This is a genomic window from Micromonospora palythoicola (assembly GCF_036689795.1).
In the GTDB taxonomy this organism is placed as follows: Bacteria; Actinomycetota; Actinomycetes; order Mycobacteriales; family Micromonosporaceae; genus Micromonospora; species Micromonospora palythoicola.
The window spans coordinates 1-16746 of sequence record NZ_JBAGKI010000055.1; the positions used below are offsets into that span (position 1 = coordinate 1).

Sequence of the window (16746 nt, forward strand, 5' to 3'; positions counted from 1 at the left end):
ATCTACGGTTGTCCAACACCCAAACCGGGGGGGGGCCCCCCGGGTGCCCGTCCGGGGTACCCCCCCGGCACCCCGGGCCGGGTGCGACGGTCAGCCGACCGCGCAGGCGGTGCCGTTGAGGGTGAACGAGGACGGGCTGGCGGTGTTGCCGCTGTGGTTGGCCTGGAACCCGATGGTGACCGAGCCGTTCGGGGCGATGGTCCCGTTGTAGGAGACGTTGCGGGCGGTCACCGCCCCTGACGTCGGCGAGTAGGTCGCGTTCCAGCCGTTCGTGATGGTCTGCCCGCCGGGCAGGGTGAACGACAGGTTCCAGCCGTTGACCGCCGTGGTGCTGGTGTTGGTGATGGTCACCGACGTGGTCAGCCCGGTGTTCCAGGCGTTCACCGCGTACCCGACCCGGCAGCCCGTGCCCGGCGGCGTGGTGGGCGTCGGCGTGGGAGTCGGCGTCGGCGTCGGCGTGGGGGTGGGGGTTGGGGTTGGGGTGGGAGTGGGAGTGGGGGTTGGGGTGGGAGTGAGCGTCGGCGTCGGGGTGGGGGACGCGGCGTCGAGTCCGAGGAACCGGATCGCCTGCGCGGCGTCGACCGGCAGGTTGTGCGACACGCCCTGCATGCTGATCGCCTCGACCGGTGCGGTACCGCCGGAACCGCCGTACCGGGTCCGGGTGTAGCCCGACTGCGGACTGTCGGTGAAGGTCGGCGTCTGGCTCAGCCCGTGCAGGTTGGTCCACTGCTCGACCTGCTCGCCGAAGTTGGGGTAGCGCAGGATCTCGTCGTTGGTGCCGTGCCAGATCTGCATCCGCGGCCGGGGCCCCGTGTAGCCGGGGTAGGCGTTGCGCACCAGGTCCCCCCACTGCTGCGGGGTGCGGTTGATCTGCCCGTTGGCGCACTCGCTGTTCCACTCCGAGCCGCCGGTGGTGGCGAAGCAACCGAACGGCACCCCGGCGAACGCCGCACCGGCGCGGAAGACGTCCGGGTAGAGCCCGAGCAGGACGTTCGTCATCATCGCGCCGGACGAGGTGCCCGTCGCGGCGATCCGGGCCGGGTCCACCGGATAGCGGTTCCGGACGTGGTCCACCATCGACATGATGCCGACCGGGTCGCTGCCGCCACCGCGCCGCAACGCCTGCTGTGAGTAGACGTCGAAGCACTGGCTGCTGCGGGTCACCGACGGGTAGATCACGATGTAGCCGTACTGGTCGGCCAGGCGGGCGTACTGGGTGCCCGAGTACATCGCGGGCCCGCTGCCGGTGCAGTAGTGGACCACGACCAGCAGACCCGGCCGTGGCGCGACCCGGTCCGGTACGTAGAGGTACATCCGCAGGTTGCTCGGGTTGGTGCCGAAGTTCGTCACCTCGGTCAGCGTCGCGGCCGAGGCCGATGTCGGCAGCGACAGCGCGGCGAACGCGGTCAGGACGATGGTCGCCAGGGCGGCAGACCAGAGTCGGAACGCTCTTCTCATGGAACGGGTCCTCCGGACGGAAGGGGACATGGTGGTGTTCCGATCGAGGGCTGCCCGGTGCCCTACCTCGTCCGGCTCTCAGAACATCGATGATTGTCTTCGTCGGTGGTGAGGCGTCACAAGCTGTGGTGCGGCAGCCGCGCTGAGCGGTGGCGGAGCCGCGCCGAGCGGCGAACAGCCGCACGTCCAGCGGTCCGGGGCCATCTATTCTCTGTCCATGCGGGATCGTCGGGCGGCGCTGCTGTGGGTGGGGTTCGCGGTCGCGGCGCTGGTCTCCGTCGCCCTGGTGCTGCGACGCCCGGACCGCCTGTCCGACCTGCACATCTATCACGGAGCCCTGACCGACCTGCGCGCCGGGCGACCGCTCTACGGGTACGTGGCACCGAACGGGGGACCGTTCACCTACCCGCCCTTCGCGGCGCTCGTGCTGTGGCCGATCACGACCGTGCCGCTGGGCGTGGTCGAGGCGTTCTGGCTGGCGGCGACCTGCGCCGCCGTGATCGCCCTCGCCGTTCCGGTCGGTCGCGCGCTCGCCGCCGGCCGCACCGCCACACCGTTGCCCGGTGCGACCGAGGGCCGGGCGACGACGTCGGTGGCGGTCAGCATCGCGGCGGTCGCGGCGGTGCTGATGGTCGCCGCGCCCGTGCAGAGCAACCTGCGCTTCGGTCAGGTGAGCATCTTCATCGTGCTGATGGCGCTGCTCGACGGGATGGCACCACCGTCGCGGACGCGCGGCCTGCTGGTCGGCGTGGCGGCGGCGATCAAACTGACCCCGCTGCTGTTCGTGCTCTACTTCCTGGTCTGCGGCCGGTACCGCGACGCCGGCCGGGCGCTGGGTGCCTTCGCCGCCTGCGGGGCGCTCGCCCTGGCCGTCCTGCCCGCCGAGAGCCTGACCTACTGGGCTGGCACGGTCACCCAGACCTCCCGGATCGGCAACCTGGCGTCGTTGGGCAACCAGTCGGTGCACGGGATGTTGCTTCGTCTCGGCCTGGACCCGGGAGCCCTGCCGCTGGTCTGGTTCGCCCTGGTGCTCGTCATCTGCGCCCTGGCGGTGCTGCGGGCGCGGGCGCTGTCCCGGCTGGGGCGTCCAGGGCACGCGGCGGTGCTGGTCGGCTGCGCCACGGTGGCCGCGTCCCCGGTCTCCTGGACCCATCACCAGGTCTGGACGGTGCTGGCCGCGATGCTGCTGGTGGGTTCCGTCGGCGTGACCCGGAAGGTCGCCGGCGCCCTGCTGCTGGCCAGTATGGTGCTGTCACTGGGTGCGGTGCTGGCTCCGGTGTCGATGCGACCCGGCGTGCAGTTCCTCTTCGAGAACGCCCGCGCCGTGGGCGCGGTCGCGCTCTGTGTGGCGGGATTCGGCGCGGTCGCGCTGACCGCCAACCGCACCCAGCCCGCTTGGTCTCTCCGGCGAGGGTGGCTGCGGGTGGCCGTCGCGTCCCTCGGTGCGCTGGCGTTCTTCGCCGTGCAGCCGTTGCCCGCCGGGGCCGATCCCACCTTCAAGGCGTACGGCCTCCCGGACGTGGTCAACCCGCGGTACTTCTTCGTCTGCCGAGGGCAGGTCGAGTGCGCCCGCTACGGCACCGGCGCCCCGGTCACCTTCGGCACCCGCAGTGAGAAGACCAAGGTGCGCGTCAACGGTGTGGTCTCCGACCAGGTGGCGCGGCTGGACTACCACTCCGCCCCGGGCGGCCCACCCCGGACCATCCCGCTGTTGGCCGCCTATCCCGGTGTGCGGACGTTCTCGTTCCGTTCGGCCACCATGGCCCACGGACGGCTGATCGCGTACTCCGCCGACGGACGAGCCCTCGCCCGCTACGACGACGAGTTGACCGCCGCGGCCGGGACGTGAGGGACTCAGCGGCGGTTGGGGTAGTTGTGGGCGGACCGGCGGCCCCGCACGAAGGCCAGCACGATCACCGCTGCCAGCGCGACCAGACCGATGATCACCAACCACTGGACCGCTTCGAGCAGCAGCCCCAGCAGGACCAGCACCCCGGCGACCACGCCCACGACCCAGAGCAGGGCACGCATCTCCACCTCCCACCCGGACGCCCGGCCGGTCCGGGCGCGGTTGCCGAACCGGCTACCCGCTGCCGCCCGGATCATGCCGACCACTTGGGTGCACGGGCCGGCTCAGTCGGGCAGTTTCCCCAGGTAGACGGTGTTGGCCGAGGTGCCGCCGGTCAGCGGGTTGGCGAACCGCACCACGTGACTGCGGTGGGTGGGGAAGACGTCAGCCAGGGCGGCCTCGAAGTCCGGGTCCGGTGGGTCGTCCGACCAGAGGGCGAACACCCCGCCGGGATGCAGCAGCCGCGTCAACCGGCGCAACCCGTCCGGCCGGTAGAAGGCGGCATGGCTCGGGTGCAGCGGGTGCCGGGGGGAGTGGTCGACGTCCAGCAGCACGGCGTGGAAGCGACGCTCCGCGTCGTCGGGGTCGAGGCCGTCCGGACCGGCCACCTGGGCGAAGAAGTCGGCCCGCACCAGCCGGGTACGCGGGTCCGTGGCCAGTCCGGCGGCGAAGGGCAGCAGGCCGCGCCGGTGCCAGTCGATGACGTCCTCGACCGCCTCCACCACCAGCAGGGCGGCGACCCGGTCGTCCGCCAGCGCGGTGCGGGCGGTGTAGCCGAGCCCCAGCCCACCGACGACCACGTCGAGGCGGCCACCGGTCAGCGCCGCCAACCCCAACCGGGCCAGCTCTACCTCTCCGGCGGTGAACAGGCTCGACATCAGGAACTCGTCGTCGAGCTTGACCTCGTACACATCCAGGTCGAGCCGAGGATCGCGACGTCGGCGCAGACTGATCTCGCCGATCGGTGTCGCCCGCCAGGCCAGTTCCTCGAAACGTACGCTCACCGCCGGCATGTTACCGACCCGTGAGCGACCGTCCGTCGCGTGACGCACGGTCCCCGGGACATCGACGCAGCGCATATCCTGTCCGCCGATCGTCTCGCCGGAGGGGGAAACGATGCCGTCGCGGCAGGACCAGTTGCACTCGTACCAGTTCGCCGTCGCGCGGACGGTGGCCGCGCTGGTGACCCGGGACGGCGATCCGGCGCTGTCCCCGACGCGCCGACTCGCCGGAGCCGCGCTGGCGAGCATCCTGGTGGCGGCCGTCGGGCTGGGTGCCACGGCCCTGTACGGCCTGTTCACCGGCGGCGGTGGGACCTGGCGGGACGCGGGCGTGGTGATCGTCGAGAGGGAGTCGGGCGCCCGGTTCGTCTACCGGGAAGAGCGGCTGCACCCGGTGCTCAACTACGCCTCCGCGCTGCTCATCATCGGCGCGCAGCGGCCGCGGACGGTGCTGGTGTCCCGCCGGTCGATCGACGGGGTGCCGAGGGGGCTGCCGTTGGGCATCCGCGACGCACCCGACTCGCTGCCTCCGGCGGGCCGGCTGGCCACCGCCGGGTGGACGGTCTGCTCGGTGTCACCGACCGGGCCCGCAGCGGCCACCCGGTCGGTGCTGCTGGTGGGTGCCGGTGGCACCGGCGGCCGACCGCTGGGCCGGGACGCACTGCTGCTGCGTGACGCCGACGACCGGCTGCACCTGCTCTGGCAGCAGCGCCGACACCTGATCCGGGACACCGAACGGGTGCTGGCCGCGCTCGCCACCACCCGCTCCCGGTCCGTCCCGGTGGCCGCCGCCCTGCTCAACTCGGTGCCTGCCGGTCCCGATCTGACTCCGCTGAGCCCACCGGGCCTGGGCCGGCAGTCCGTCCGGGTGACCGGGGCCCGGATCGGTGACGTGTTGGTGGTCCGCAACTCCGGCGGCGGCCGGCAGTACGCGGTGGTGCTCCGCGACGGGCTCGCCGGCATCACCGAACTGCAGGCCGGTCTGTTGCTCGCGCGTACCGGTCAGCGGGAGCCGGAGCAGGTCAGCCTCGGCCGGTTCGCCGCCCTGCCGCAACTGCCCGACCTCGTGCCGGCCGGGCCCGACGCGCCACCGGCGGCCCCGCCCCGGCTGGCCACGCCGGAGCTGTCGACGGTCTGCGCGCGGGTCGGCGATGACAGCGGGTCGGTCGAGCTGCGGCTGGGGGTGGCACTGCCCGTGCCGGCCGGCGCGCCGGACCGGTCGACCGAGCCGGCGACCGCCGACCACGTGTTAGTGGAACCGGGTCGGGGCGCGGTCGTGGAATCGGTCGCCACACCGGGCGCCAGCGGCGGCGCGATCTCCGTGGTGACCGACCTCGGTCGCCGGTACGCGCTCACCGGCCCCGAGGTGACCGGCATGCTCGGCTACGCGGACGTCCGACCCGTTCGGCTGCCCGCGGGGGTGGTCAGCCTGGTACCGGCCGGTGCGCCGCTCGACCCGGACGCGGCCCGTCGGCGCGCCGCCCCGGCCTGAGGTGCTCGGACGCGCGTCGCGCAAGTGGTAGGAAATCTCTCGGCGTGGGCTGTCGAATCCGGCGACTCCCGCTCGTCGCACTGACGACAGCACGTCAGACAACCAGCAAGGAGCAACCTGATGCGTACCCTCATCGCCACCGCGTTCGTCTCGCTCGACGGCGTCGTCGAGGCACCCGGTGGAGAACCGGGCTACCGCAACTCGGGCTGGACCTTCAACGACATCGAGTTCGACGAGGCCGCCTACGAGATCAAGGGCCGGGAGCAGGACGAGGCCACCGCGATGATGCTGGGCCGGGTCAGCTACCAGGCGTTCGCGCCGGTGTGGCCGAAGATGACCGAGGAGTTCGCCGGCTACAACGCGATGCCGAAGTACGTCGTGTCGACCAGCCTGAAGGAGCAGGACCTGGTGTCCAACTGGGGGGAGATCGTCATCCTCCGGTCGCTCGACGACGTCGCCGCCCTCAAGCAGACCGAGGGCGGGCCGATCAGCATCCACGGCAGCGCCACGCTGAACCGCAACCTCTCCGACGCCGGCCTGATCGACCGCTACCACCTGCTGGTCTTCCCGGTGCTGCTCGGCGCGGGCAAGCGGCTGTTCAGCGACACCGACCGGGACAAGCAGAACCTCAAACTGGTCGAGAGCGAGTCCTACGCCAACGGCATCCAGAAGCTGGTCTACGACGTCACCCGTTGACCAGTCGACCGGCCCCGCCGGTCGTACGGTCCCGTCCCGCGTGACCGTCGAACCGAGGTGGGTACATCTGTTGTCGCTCCGACGACAACAGATGTACCCACCGCGAAAGCTGCGCAGGTGCCCGAAGCGGGTCAGCGGTTGGGCACTGCCCGGATGCTCATGGCGATGGTGTCGGCCACCTTGTCGGGCGGCTGGGACGCGTCGACGAGCTGAGCGCCGGTCACGGTGGCAAAGGTGGTGAGCGCCCGGGCAACATGATCGTGTCGCCACTGCCGGGCAGCGACATCGACCTGGTCGGCATCGATGCGGGCGCGCAACTGCTCCTCGGGCAGCGTGAGCACGACCTCGTGCACCTCGACGCCGTCCGCACGGATACCGTCGAGAATCTGCTCCCGGTAGGCCGGGTTGACAAGGCTCATCGGCGCTATCCAGGGGTGCGGGTACTCCCGGGCGAGGCCGCTCATCGTCTCGACGACGAGGTGACGCCACAGTGGAAGATCCTGGAAGTCCCCGGTCGGCGAGCCGATGAACTGCGTCAGCAGGTAACCGACGTACTCGGGGTCGAACACCTTGGCATCCGGGAGACGCTCCACGAGCAGGCCCGCCGTGGTCGTCTTGCCGACGCCGAAGGCACCGTTGATCCAGACAATCATGCCGATGATGCTCCCACGGCGAGGTTCCAGGGTGCTGCGCCGGCGGGGTCCCCCGTCTGGGTAACGGGCGCGGATCGTCGACACCCAGGCCGCGACGTCGGTGGGCGTCGCGTCGGGGGCGAAGTGCCGGTTGACGGCCAGGGCGAACGCGGCTCCGATGACGTAGGGGGCGCCGGCCTGCCCGCTGCGGCGGATCTCGTCGCACAGTGCCTCGGCGGTGTCCAAGGTCACCTCCGCCAGGTGCACCAAACACGTACGCAATCTGGTCGGCGCTCTCGCTCCCTATCGTCGTACCCCCGCCGTCCGTCGCTTCTGCCTGGACGCCAGGCAACTCATCTCCACGTGAGACGGCAGCGAGACTTGCTGAGCTCCGCGACCTGTCAACGTGCGATTCTTGGTCCGAAATCGCCCGCCAGTGGGCAGGATCGCACCAAGATCCCTTGCAGAGACGCCCCGCGCGGTAGGTCTACATGTACTCTGCCGCAACTTGCTCCGCCTCCGTCACGAACTCGTCGAGTTCTGCTGGGGTCAGCTTCCTCTCAAGTAGCAGCTGTCCGAGGACGAAGACCTCGGCCGCGAGCATGGTCTCGGCGGGGATGTTGTCGATCAGCTCCGGTTCGCCGAGGGCGGTGCCGCGATGGCCGCGCAGGCCTGTTCCGCTTCGGCCCGTTGGCTGTCGTGCAGGGTGGCGAGCACCAGCCCGGATACCTCGTCCAGGGCCGCGCCGATCCCTTCGATGGTGGCCCTGCCCTGGTCGAGCAGGTGGTTCGCCTCATCGAGGGTGGCCTTGACCTCGCCGATGCTCACGCGTCACCCGAGGACGCTGATGTACTGCCGGGCCGCCTGGGTGCTGCCCTGGAGCACCGTCGCCGCCTCGACCAGCCGCTGCTTGCTCTGCTCGGCCCGGTTGATCGCCTCCGCGATGGCGGGATGACCGGTGCCGGCCGCGACCGCGCGCAACCGGGAGATCACCTGTTCGGTGCCGTCGATGGCGGACCGGATCTGGTTCGTCGTCGCGTTGCACTGCTCGGCTGCCTGGGCGAGCTCGGCCTTCACTTGCTCGATGCTGGCCATGCCGTCCTTCCGGTCCACCGCACGGGTCGCTGGTCGGTCACGTTTCGTGGCGAGGCAGACACTATCCAACATGAATCGTCCTCCGCAGCCCCTGCGGCCGTGCGGGACGGGCTCAGCCGTGCCAGGACCGCCAGAGCGCGGCGTAGGCGCCACCGGTGCGGACGAGTTCGTCGTGGCTGCCGAGTTCGGTGATCCGGCCGTCCTCCAGCACGGCGACCCGGTCGGCGTCGTGCGCGGTGTTGAGCCGGTGCGCGATGGCGATGACGGTACGCCCGTTGACCACGGCGGCGAGGGCTCGCTCGGTGCGTCGGGCGGTCGTCGGGTCGAGCGCTGCCGTCGCCTCGTCGAGGATCAGGGTGTGCGGGTCGGCGAGCACCAGGCGCGCCAGCGCGAGCTGTTGGGCATCGGCGGCACCGAGGTCGCGGGCACCGTCGCCGAGTTGCGTGTCGAGTCCGTCGGGCAGGCCGGCGTACCAGTCGGCGCTCACCGCGCCCAGGGCGGCGCGCATCTGCTCGTCGGACGCGTCCGGCGCGGCGAAGGCGAGGTTGTCGCGCAGCGTACCGATGAAGACGTGGTGCTCCTGGGTGACCAGGGCGATCCGGCGACGCCGCTCGGCCGGGTCGAGGTCCGTGACCGCGACGCCGTCGAGGCTGACCACGCCCTCTCGTGGCTCGTCGATCCCGGCGAGCAGCCGGGCGAGAGTGGACTTTCCCGCGCCCGAAGGGCCCACGATGGCGAGGCGTTCGCCAGGGTTGACCGCCAGGTCGATGCCGTGCAGCACGTCGGGGCCGTCGGCGTACGAGAACCGGGCGCCGCGCACGACGAGCCGACCGGGGCGGGTGGACGCCGGAACCCGCGGTCGCGGTGTTCCGGTGGCGACCGGGGTGGCGGCGGGCTCACTCTGCTGACCGACACCGAGGACCCGGGCGAACGAGGCGAGCCCGCGTTGGGCCTGTTCCATCCAGAGCAGCAGCCGGTCCAGCGGCTCGATCGCCTGTTGCAGGTAGAGCGCCGCCGCGACCACCTCGCCGAGGGTCACCATGCCACGGTCCAGCAGGAAGCCTCCGAACAGCAGGACCACCGCGATCGGCAGCGCGTAGCTCGCCTCCACCACCGGAAAGAAGACCGATCGCAGGGCCAGGGTCGCCCGGCGGGTGGCCCACACCTGGCCGATGCGCTGCCTGCCGTACCCGATGCGGTCGGCACCGAGGCGGAGCGCCTCGACGGTGCGGGCGCCCTCCGCGGTGGTGGTCAGCGCCTCGGTCAGCTCGGCGGTCGCCGCCCCCTCGGCCAGGTAGGCCGGCCTGGCCCGCCGCAGATACCACCTGGTCACCGCGACGATCGTCGGCAGGCCGGTCAGGGCGACCAGGCCGAGCAGCGGGTGCAGCAGGAAGATCGCGCCGAAGAGCAGCGACAGCTGCGTCGCGGCGATGACCATGACCGGCATCACGTCCCGCACGGTCGTCCCCACGGTCGTCACGTCCACCGAGCTGCGGGTGGCGAGTTCGCCGGTGCCGGCCCGTTCGATGACGGAGATCGGCAGGTCCAGCGCCCGCGACACGAATCCCTCACGGAGCCGGGCGACGGACCGCTCACCGAACCGGTGGCCGACGTACTGGGCGTACCGGGCGAGCAGCCCGTGCGCCAGCACGCAGCCGCCGATCGCGACGGCCAGACGGTCCACCGCGCCGGCACCGGAACCGGCCGTGACCTCGTCGACGATCCGGCCCAGCAGCCACGGCGGGGCGAGCCCGGCGACCGCGGCGGCACCGTGCAGCACCAGGACGACGGCGACCGCGCGGCGGTCCGCGGCGATGAGGTTCAGCGCGGCGCGGCGGACGACCTGACGGTCCGCGACGGGCAGTCCGCTCACCGCAGTGATCCGTCCACGTCGGCGGGTTCGCTGTCCCGGGACACCAGGGCCCGGTAGCTCGGATCCTGTCCGAGCAGATCGACGTGGGTGCCGACGGCGACGATCCGGCCGTCGCGCAGGTGCGCGACCAGGTCGGCGCGACCGAGCAGCAGCGGCGAGGTGGTCAACACGACGGTGCTTCGTCCGGCCCGCGCCGCCCGGAGCCGCTGCGCGATGCGCGCCTCGGTGTGCGCGTCCACAGCGGAGGTCGGGTCGATGAGAATCAGCACGTCCGGCTCGGCGAGCAGGGCGCGGGCCAGGCGTACCCGTTGCCGCTGGCCGCCGGAGAGCGTCCGGGCCCGGGTACCGACCGGCATCTCTAGCCCGTCCGGGTGGGCGTCGAGAAGATCCTCCGCCGACGCCGTACGCAGCGCCGCGCGCAGCTCGGCGTCGCCGAGATCCGCCCGGACGTGCAGGATCTCGCGCAGCGTGCCGGCGAAGAGATAGGAGTCGTGGTCGGCGACGAGGATCCGGGCCCGCACCTCGTCCAACGCGATGCTGGTCAGCGGTACCCCACCCCAGGTCACGTCGCTGGCGACGAACCGCCCGAGCCGGTCGGCCAACGCGGCGACCTCGGCCGGGTCGTCGGCGGCGACGGCCAGCAGCGCTCCGGCGGGTACGGTCAGCCCGGACGCGGGATCGTGCAGGTCTGCGGGCCGGTCCGGTGCCTGACGCGGCCCGCCGACCGGCGACGTCGGGCCGGCGTGGTCCGGTCGCAGGTTGAGCAGCGCGACGATCCGTCGGGCGGCGACCCGCCCGCGGATCACCTGGTGACCGCCTTCGAGCAGGAACCACACCGGCACGATGAGGACCGCCACGTACCCGTAGACGGCCACCATCTGCCCGATGGTGATGTCACCGGCCGAGGCCATCCGTGCCGCCAGCCACACCACGGCGGCCAGGAACACCCCCGGTACGACGATCGTCAGCGACTCGATCCAACTGTTCACCGCACCCACCCGGTACCCCTCGGCCAGCAGCCGCTGCGAGCGGGTCGCGTACCGGCGGGCGAACAGCCCTCTGCCGCCGACTCCGGCGAGCACGCGCAGCCCGGCCACGATGTCGGCGGCGCGGGTGGTGAGCAGACCCTGCTGGTGGCGGTAGACCGACTCGACCCGTTCGAGGCGGCGCAGCAGCGGCCCGACCAGCAGCACCACCGTCGGCACGCCGAGCAGCACGAACACCGCGAGCGACGGCGACACCGACCACAGGAGAAAAGCGACGAAGACGTACGCGAGGACCGCTCCGACGCCCGGCCCGGTCATCGTCAGCACCGCCGAGGTGTGGGTGATGTCGGCACCGCCCACCGTGGCGACCTCACCGGCGGCGAGTCTGCGGGGCAGCACGGCGCCGATCCGGGAGAGGTGACGCAGCAGGACGGCGGCGGACCGGGCCGAGGCGTCCTCCCGGACGAACGTCATCGTGCGGTGCCGCATGATGCCCAGGTAGGCCAGGCCCACCCCGGCGACGACGATCGCGGCCACCCACCACAGCAGCGTCCGGTGGTCGGCGGCGCGCAGTCCGTCGTCGATGGCCCGGGCGACGAGGTACGGCCGCAGCGACAACCCGAGCATCCAGGCCGTGCCGATCAGACCGCCGCGTAGTACCCGCCACGGCTGGCAGCGGACCAGCCACCAGATGTAGCGCAGTGGCCCCCTCGTGTCCGGCGTGCCCGGCTCGGCATGAGGGAGCTGTGGGGGCATCGGTCCAGGCTACGGTGAGGCTCGGCAGGCTTCCACGTCAATATCAGCCGGTTCGGGCACACCGACGGACGTCCCGGAGGAGTCAGGCGGGACGGCGCAGGATGGTGACGGCGAAGTCCGCGTCGTCGCGCCACGGACGCAGGTCCCAGGTGGCGAAGCGGTGTTCGAGGCGCAGCCCGGCGCCGACCGCGTCGGCGTCGAAATCGGTCAGCGGATAGCCCCGGTCGGTGCCGAATCCGACCGCGACCACGCCGTCCGGGCGCAGGTGCGCGGCGACCCGGCCGAGCACCTGGCGTTCGGTGCCGGCGGCGACGAACGCCATCACGTTGCCGGCCAGCACCGCCGCGTCGAACGGCTCGCCCTCGCCGGCCGCCGCGAGGTCCAGCTCGGCCAGGTCGGCGACGATCCAGCGGGGTGCGGGGTGGTCGGCGCGGGCGGCGTCGATCAGGACCGGGTCCGCGTCCACCCCGACCACCGTGTGGCCGCGCGCGGCCAACTCGGCGCCGACCCGACCGGTGCCACAGCCGGCGTCGAGGATCCGGGAGGCCGGCGGCACCAGCGTGTCGAGCAGCCGGGCCTCACCGGCCAGGTCCGCCCCTTCGGCCGCCAACTGCCGGAACCGGTTGACGTACCACTGCGAGTGCTCGGGACCGGTGTCGGTGGCCCAGCGGGTCCTGTTGGTCATGTCCTGCACCGTAACTGTGTCGGCTCACGGAAGCCTGGCGACGGTGACGAACTCGTTGTAGGTGAACACCCTGCCGGCGGCGCGGTGGAACGGGAAAGAATATTGGCGCAGCACGGTCAGACCGAGATCCCGGCAGGTCCGCGCCGTCTCGTCGAAGCCCACGAAGCGGACGTGCGAGGCGTCGCTGCGGTAGCCCCGCTCCTGCGGGGTGATGAACACCGCCCGGCCACCCGAACGGACGAACGGCAGGTAGCCGGCGACCACCTCGCGTGCCTGCTCAACCGGCAGGTGTTCGAGCAGGTGCGCGGCGAGTAGCGAGTCGAACGCGTCCGGCCGGGCGTACTCCGACCGGAAGAATTCCGCGACGGTGTACGCCTCCAGCCCCAAGGCCCGGGAGTGGGCCACCGAGGTGGGGTTGTGGTCCACCCCGACCGCGCCCGGTCCGAGGTTGACCAGGTTGCGGCCGAGGCCCGAGCCGACATCGAGGGTCCGACCCAACTTCAGCCGCCGCAGGTTCCACCGGTAGGGCGCCTGCACGTCCAGCCACCGCTTCCAGCGCGCCCCGCCGAGTCGCCGCAGCCGATCGGTGTAGCTCTCACTCTGCGTGTCTGCTGGACCGGGTCTTGGCTGTCTCATCGGGCACCCTCGCCTCGTCGTCTCGCCGTCCTGATTCACCCCCATGTACCGCGACCTGCGCTGCGGTCGTCCTAGCGTAGCGTCGGGCGCACCGCTACCATGTTGTGACTCATGGTGAACCGAACTGCTCCGTCGGCCGGACCGGGACCGGCTGCCAGTGCTGATGCCGCAGGCGACGACGGCCGGCTGTGGAAGTTGGCCCGCGACACCCTCGACGGCAACTGGGCGGGCGGACACACGGTGCCGTCGCGCACGCTGTACCCGCACCAGTGGAGCTGGGATTCCGCGTTCATCGCGATCGGCTGGGCGCGGGTCCGTCCCGAGCGCGCCTGGTCGGAGCTGACCAGCCTGTTCCGCGCCCAGTGGCGCGACGGCCGGGTGCCGCACATCGTGTTCAACCCGGCCGTGTCCGGTGGCGCCTACTTTCCCGGGCCGGGATTCTGGTCGTCGGGGACCGTCGAGGGGACGCCGCCGATGGCCACATCCGGCCTGGTGCAGCCGCCCGTGCACGCGCTGGCCGCCTGGCACGCGTACCGTCGGGTGCCGACGGAGGCGAGTCGGGCGGCGCTGCGTCGGCTCTATCCGCACCTGGTGGCGCAGCAGCGCTACCTGGCCGGCTGCCGCGATGTCGGTGGTGCCGGGCTGGCCAGCATCGTGCATCCGTGGGAGTCCGGACTGGACAACAGCCCCGCCTGGGACCAGCCGATGTCGGCGGTGGCGGCGGAGGCGGCGGTGATGCGCGCGTACCGGCGGCGGGACACCGTGCACGCCGATCCCGCCCACCGGCCCACCGACCTGGACTACGCGCGGTACGTCACCATGGTCACCGCGTACCGCGCGAACGGTTACCGTGACGACGGCTTGGCCGACCGGCATCCGTTCCTGGTGGAATGTCCGCTGTTCAACGCGGCAATGGGCGCCTCGGAGTCGGCGCTCGCCGGGATCGCCGGGGTGATCGGCGCCGACCCGGGCCCGCACCGGGAACGGGCGGTCGCCATCACCGAGGCCGTGGTGGCCCGCCTGTACGACCCGGGCAGCGGTACCTTCCACCCGCGTGACCTGCGTACCGGCCGGCTCACGCCGGCCCGTACGGTGCTCGGCCTGACCCCGTTGATCCTGCCCGACCTGCCGGCGAGGCAGGTCGAGGCGGTGCTCGCCGAGGCCAGCTCGGCCCGCTTCGGTCTCGCCGCCCGGATGGCCCGGCCACTGCCGAGCCACGACCGCACCGCAGGCGACTTCGAGCCGCTGCGCTACTGGCGCGGCCCGAGCTGGACGAACATCAGCTGGCTGGTCCGGCGTGGACTGCTGCGGCACGGACACGACCGGTTGGCGGCCGGACTGCGTACCTCGATGATCGACCTGGTCTCGGCGGCCGGTTGCCACGAGTACTTCCACCCGGACACCGGTGCCGGCCTGGGCTCACCGGCGTTCAGCTGGACGGCCGCCCTGCTGCTGGACGTGCTGGCCGACTGACCGGTGCGGCCTGACCCGCCCGGTGCCGCCGGCCGGGTGGCGTGGAAGGTGGCGTCGCCCGGGGACGGGTAGGTTGCTGTCCAGGGTCGGCCGGCCGCCGCGCCGGATCCGGGTGCCGCCGAAGCGGGCGACCCGGCTGGACGGAAGGGAAACGCGATGAGCCGGGACAGCTACGACGAGCAGCTCGACCGGCTGACCGGGGTGCTGGCGGTGATGAGCCGGGACGCCAGCGCGGCGATCCGACGGGCCAGCACCGCCCTGCTGGAGGTGGATCGGGGCGCGGCCGAGACCGTACTCGCCGAGGACGCGGTGCTGGACGCCCGGCGGGCCGAGGTGGAGGCGATGATCCCCGAGGTGCTGGTGCGGCACCAGCCGGTCGCCTCGGATCTGCGCCTGGTGGTGTGCGCGCTGCGGATCGCCGGTGCCCTGGAGCGGATGGGTGACCTGGCGGTGCACGTCGCGAAGGTCGCGCTGCGCCGGCATCCGGTCGGGGTGGTGCCGGAGCCGGCGATGCCGGTGATGACGGCGCTGGCCGAGGCGGCGGCACGGGTGGCGGACAAGAGCGCGGTCGTGCTGGCCACCCGGGACCGGCTCGACGCGATGCAGCTCGGGCTGGACGACGACGAGGTCGACGCCGCCCAGGAACGCCTGCTGTCGCTGCTGGTCTCCGGCTGGCCGTACGGGGTGGAGTCCGCGATCGACCTGGCCCTGCTCGGCCGCTACTACGAGCGTTACGCCGACCACGCGGTGAACGTCTCCCGGCAGGTCGTGTACCTGGTGACCGGCACCATCCGGCTCTGACGAGGCCGGCAGAGGTCAAGAGGTCAGTGGCGAGGCCCGCGGATTCCGGACATCCGGTACGGCGCGCCCGCAACGTCACATCCCGGCTCCCAGTTGGCCACCACCGAGCCGGCAAGTTCATTTTTCGTTCACCTGGGTCCGGGAGTCCGGCTACCTGCGCCTCCTAACTTGACTCGCGTACGGCCCGGACGGGCTGATGCACCCCGATAGAGAGGCTTACCTGGTGAACCGCAACGTGCTTTCGCGGCGCGTCCTTGCCGGCGTCGCGCTTGCCGCGCTCGCGCTTACCGGCTGTGGTAGCAACGACAACAGCTCGGAGCCGGGCGGCAGCGGCGGCGACAGCGCCTACGCCGACCTGTCCGGCGAGTTGAAGGCTTCCGGCGCCAGCTTCCCGGACGCTTACTACCAAGAGGTCGTCGAAGCCTTCAAGGCCGAGGCCCCCGACGTGACGGTCACCTACAACGCGACCGGCTCCGGCACCGGCAAGAAGCAGTTCGGTGAGGGTCTGGTCGACTTCGCCGGCACCGACAGCCTGGTGAAGGACACCGACGGCGTGGCCGCCGGCTCGTTCATGTACGTGCCGACGGTGGCGGCGCCGATCACGGTTTCCTACAACCTCGAGGGCGTCGACAAGCTCCAGCTCAGCCCGGAGACGCTCGCCAAGATCTTCCAGACCGACATCAAGACCTGGGACGACGCGGCCGTCAAGGCCGACAACCCGGGCGTCGAGCTGCCCAGCACCCCGATCGTGGTGGCGCACCGCTCGGACGGCTCCGGCACCACCAGCAACTTCACCAAGTACCTCGACGCCGCCGCCGCGGGCACCTGGAAGCTGGGCAGCGGTGACACGGTGGCCTGGCCGGCCAGCACCCAGGGTGGCGAGAAGAACACCGGTGTCGCCCAGATCGTCAAGCAGACCAACGGCGCCGTCGGGTACGTCGACCTGAGCGACGCGAAGGCCACCGGTCTGAAGTACGCCGCCATCAAGAACAAGGACGGCCAGTTCGTCGAGCCGTCGCTGGAGGGCACCACCGCCGGCCTGGAGGGTGCCGAGATCGCCGAGGACCTGAGCTACAACCCGCTCAACGCCGCCGGTGCCGCCGCGTACCCGATCACCGCGCCGACCTTCATCATCGTCAAGAACTCCTACGACGACGCGAACAAGGCCGCGCTGGTCAAGGGCTTCCTCACCTACCTGCTCAACGACGGCCAGGAGTTGGCCGAGGAGGTCGACTTCGCACCGCTGCCGGCCTCGCTCAAGGAGAAGGCGCTGGCCCAGGTCGAGAAGATCCAGGGCTGATCACAATCAAGAT

General features: G+C 71.7%; 16 protein-coding genes. 6 read left to right on the forward strand and 10 right to left on the reverse strand.

Annotation, left to right across the window (positions count from 1 at the left end):
- Nucleotides 1-90: 90 nt before the first annotated feature.
- Entirely contained in the window at nucleotides 91-1458 is a 1368-nt protein-coding gene (locus V5O40_RS21180) for an extracellular catalytic domain type 1 short-chain-length polyhydroxyalkanoate depolymerase (RefSeq protein ID WP_332907079.1), read from the reverse strand.
- Nucleotides 1459-1675: 217 nt separating this feature from the next.
- Here V5O40_RS21180 and V5O40_RS21185 point away from each other — a divergent pair, with 217 nt between their 5' ends.
- Entirely contained in the window at nucleotides 1676-3307 is a 1632-nt protein-coding gene (locus V5O40_RS21185; protein WP_332907080.1) for a glycosyltransferase 87 family protein, read from the forward strand.
- Nucleotides 3308-3312: 5 nt separating this feature from the next.
- On the opposite strand, the gene V5O40_RS21190 is transcribed toward V5O40_RS21185, so the two are convergent.
- Both V5O40_RS21190 and V5O40_RS21195 read right to left on the reverse strand, forming a co-directional pair.
- Nucleotides 3313-3564 (reverse strand): hypothetical protein, encoded by a 252-nt coding sequence (locus tag V5O40_RS21190; protein WP_332907111.1) that lies wholly within the window; start codon nucleotides 3562-3564, stop codon nucleotides 3313-3315.
- Between the two features lie 27 nt (nucleotides 3565-3591).
- Nucleotides 3592-4311 (reverse strand): polyamine aminopropyltransferase, encoded by a 720-nt coding sequence (locus tag V5O40_RS21195; protein ID WP_332907081.1) that lies wholly within the window; start codon nucleotides 4309-4311, stop codon nucleotides 3592-3594.
- A gap of 112 nt (nucleotides 4312-4423) precedes the next feature.
- On the opposite strand from V5O40_RS21195, the gene eccB reads away from it, so the two are divergent.
- Nucleotides 4424-5800 carry a type VII secretion protein EccB gene (eccB, locus tag V5O40_RS21200; protein WP_332907082.1) on the forward strand — a complete coding sequence of 459 codons (1377 nt, stop codon included), beginning with the start codon at nucleotides 4424-4426 and terminating at the stop codon, nucleotides 5798-5800.
- A gap of 120 nt (nucleotides 5801-5920) precedes the next feature.
- Entirely contained in the window at nucleotides 5921-6496 is a 576-nt protein-coding gene (locus V5O40_RS21205; RefSeq protein WP_332907083.1) for a dihydrofolate reductase family protein, read from the forward strand.
- Nucleotides 6497-6627: 131 nt separating this feature from the next.
- On the opposite strand, the gene V5O40_RS21210 is transcribed toward V5O40_RS21205, so the two are convergent.
- From V5O40_RS21210 to V5O40_RS21240, 7 genes are all read right to left on the reverse strand, one after another.
- Nucleotides 6628-7380, reverse strand: coding sequence for an AAA family ATPase (locus V5O40_RS21210; RefSeq protein WP_332907084.1), 753 nt, complete (start codon nucleotides 7378-7380; stop codon nucleotides 6628-6630).
- A gap of 375 nt (nucleotides 7381-7755) precedes the next feature.
- Nucleotides 7756-7956, reverse strand: a complete 201-nt coding sequence (locus V5O40_RS21215) for a hypothetical protein (protein WP_332907085.1) — start codon at nucleotides 7954-7956, stop codon at nucleotides 7756-7758.
- 3 nt (nucleotides 7957-7959) lie between these two features.
- Nucleotides 7960-8223: a hypothetical protein gene (locus V5O40_RS21220; RefSeq protein WP_332907086.1), complete on the reverse strand. Its 264-nt coding sequence runs from the start codon at nucleotides 8221-8223 to the stop codon at nucleotides 7960-7962.
- A 112-nt stretch (nucleotides 8224-8335) separates the two neighbouring features.
- Nucleotides 8336-10096 (reverse strand): ABC transporter ATP-binding protein, encoded by a 1761-nt coding sequence (locus tag V5O40_RS21225; protein WP_332907087.1) that lies wholly within the window; start codon nucleotides 10094-10096, stop codon nucleotides 8336-8338.
- The gene (locus V5O40_RS21230) at nucleotides 10093-11838 is read right to left on the reverse strand and encodes an ABC transporter ATP-binding protein (RefSeq protein ID WP_332907088.1); all 1746 of its coding nucleotides are present in this window, start codon (nucleotides 11836-11838) and stop codon (nucleotides 10093-10095) included. The genes V5O40_RS21225 and V5O40_RS21230 overlap by 4 nt, the downstream gene beginning before the upstream one ends.
- Nucleotides 11839-11920: 82 nt before the next feature.
- Nucleotides 11921-12523 (reverse strand): class I SAM-dependent methyltransferase, encoded by a 603-nt coding sequence (locus V5O40_RS21235; RefSeq protein WP_332907089.1) that lies wholly within the window; start codon nucleotides 12521-12523, stop codon nucleotides 11921-11923.
- Nucleotides 12524-12547: 24 nt separating this feature from the next.
- Nucleotides 12548-13159: a methyltransferase type 11 gene (locus V5O40_RS21240; RefSeq protein ID WP_332907090.1), complete on the reverse strand. Its 612-nt coding sequence runs from the start codon at nucleotides 13157-13159 to the stop codon at nucleotides 12548-12550.
- Between the two features lie 111 nt (nucleotides 13160-13270).
- On the opposite strand from V5O40_RS21240, the gene V5O40_RS21245 reads away from it, so the two are divergent.
- The 3 genes from V5O40_RS21245 (at nucleotide 13271) to pstS (ending at nucleotide 16733) form a co-directional block, all read left to right on the forward strand.
- The gene (locus V5O40_RS21245; protein ID WP_332907091.1) at nucleotides 13271-14632 is read left to right on the forward strand and encodes an MGH1-like glycoside hydrolase domain-containing protein; all 1362 of its coding nucleotides are present in this window, start codon (nucleotides 13271-13273) and stop codon (nucleotides 14630-14632) included.
- A 156-nt stretch (nucleotides 14633-14788) separates the two neighbouring features.
- Nucleotides 14789-15433, forward strand: a complete 645-nt coding sequence (phoU, locus tag V5O40_RS21250) for a phosphate signaling complex protein PhoU (protein WP_332907092.1) — start codon at nucleotides 14789-14791, stop codon at nucleotides 15431-15433.
- A gap of 223 nt (nucleotides 15434-15656) precedes the next feature.
- Nucleotides 15657-16733 carry a phosphate ABC transporter substrate-binding protein PstS gene (gene pstS, locus V5O40_RS21255; protein ID WP_332907093.1) on the forward strand — a complete coding sequence of 359 codons (1077 nt, stop codon included), beginning with the start codon at nucleotides 15657-15659 and terminating at the stop codon, nucleotides 16731-16733.
- Nucleotides 16734-16746: the final 13 nt, after the last annotated feature.

Excerpts from the sequence above, each read along its gene's own strand:
- V5O40_RS21180 (WP_332907079.1), bottom strand. The coding sequence starts at position 1,458 with ATGAGAAGAGCGTTCCGACTCTGGTCTGCCGCCCTGGCGACCATCGTC.
- V5O40_RS21185 (WP_332907080.1), top strand. The coding sequence starts at position 1,676 with ATGCGGGATCGTCGGGCGGCGCTGCTGTGGGTGGGGTTCGCGGTCGCG.
- V5O40_RS21190 (WP_332907111.1), bottom strand. The coding sequence starts at position 3,564 with ATGATCCGGGCGGCAGCGGGTAGCCGGTTCGGCAACCGCGCCCGGACC.
- eccB (WP_332907082.1), top strand. The coding sequence starts at position 4,424 with ATGCCGTCGCGGCAGGACCAGTTGCACTCGTACCAGTTCGCCGTCGCG.
- V5O40_RS21205 (WP_332907083.1), top strand. The coding sequence starts at position 5,921 with ATGCGTACCCTCATCGCCACCGCGTTCGTCTCGCTCGACGGCGTCGTC.
- V5O40_RS21220 (WP_332907086.1), bottom strand. The coding sequence starts at position 8,223 with ATGGCCAGCATCGAGCAAGTGAAGGCCGAGCTCGCCCAGGCAGCCGAG.
- V5O40_RS21230 (WP_332907088.1), bottom strand. The coding sequence starts at position 11,838 with ATGCCCCCACAGCTCCCTCATGCCGAGCCGGGCACGCCGGACACGAGG.
- V5O40_RS21235 (WP_332907089.1), bottom strand. The coding sequence starts at position 12,523 with ATGACCAACAGGACCCGCTGGGCCACCGACACCGGTCCCGAGCACTCG.
- V5O40_RS21240 (WP_332907090.1), bottom strand. The coding sequence starts at position 13,159 with ATGAGACAGCCAAGACCCGGTCCAGCAGACACGCAGAGTGAGAGCTAC.
- V5O40_RS21245 (WP_332907091.1), top strand. The coding sequence starts at position 13,271 with ATGGTGAACCGAACTGCTCCGTCGGCCGGACCGGGACCGGCTGCCAGT.
- phoU (WP_332907092.1), top strand. The coding sequence starts at position 14,789 with ATGAGCCGGGACAGCTACGACGAGCAGCTCGACCGGCTGACCGGGGTG.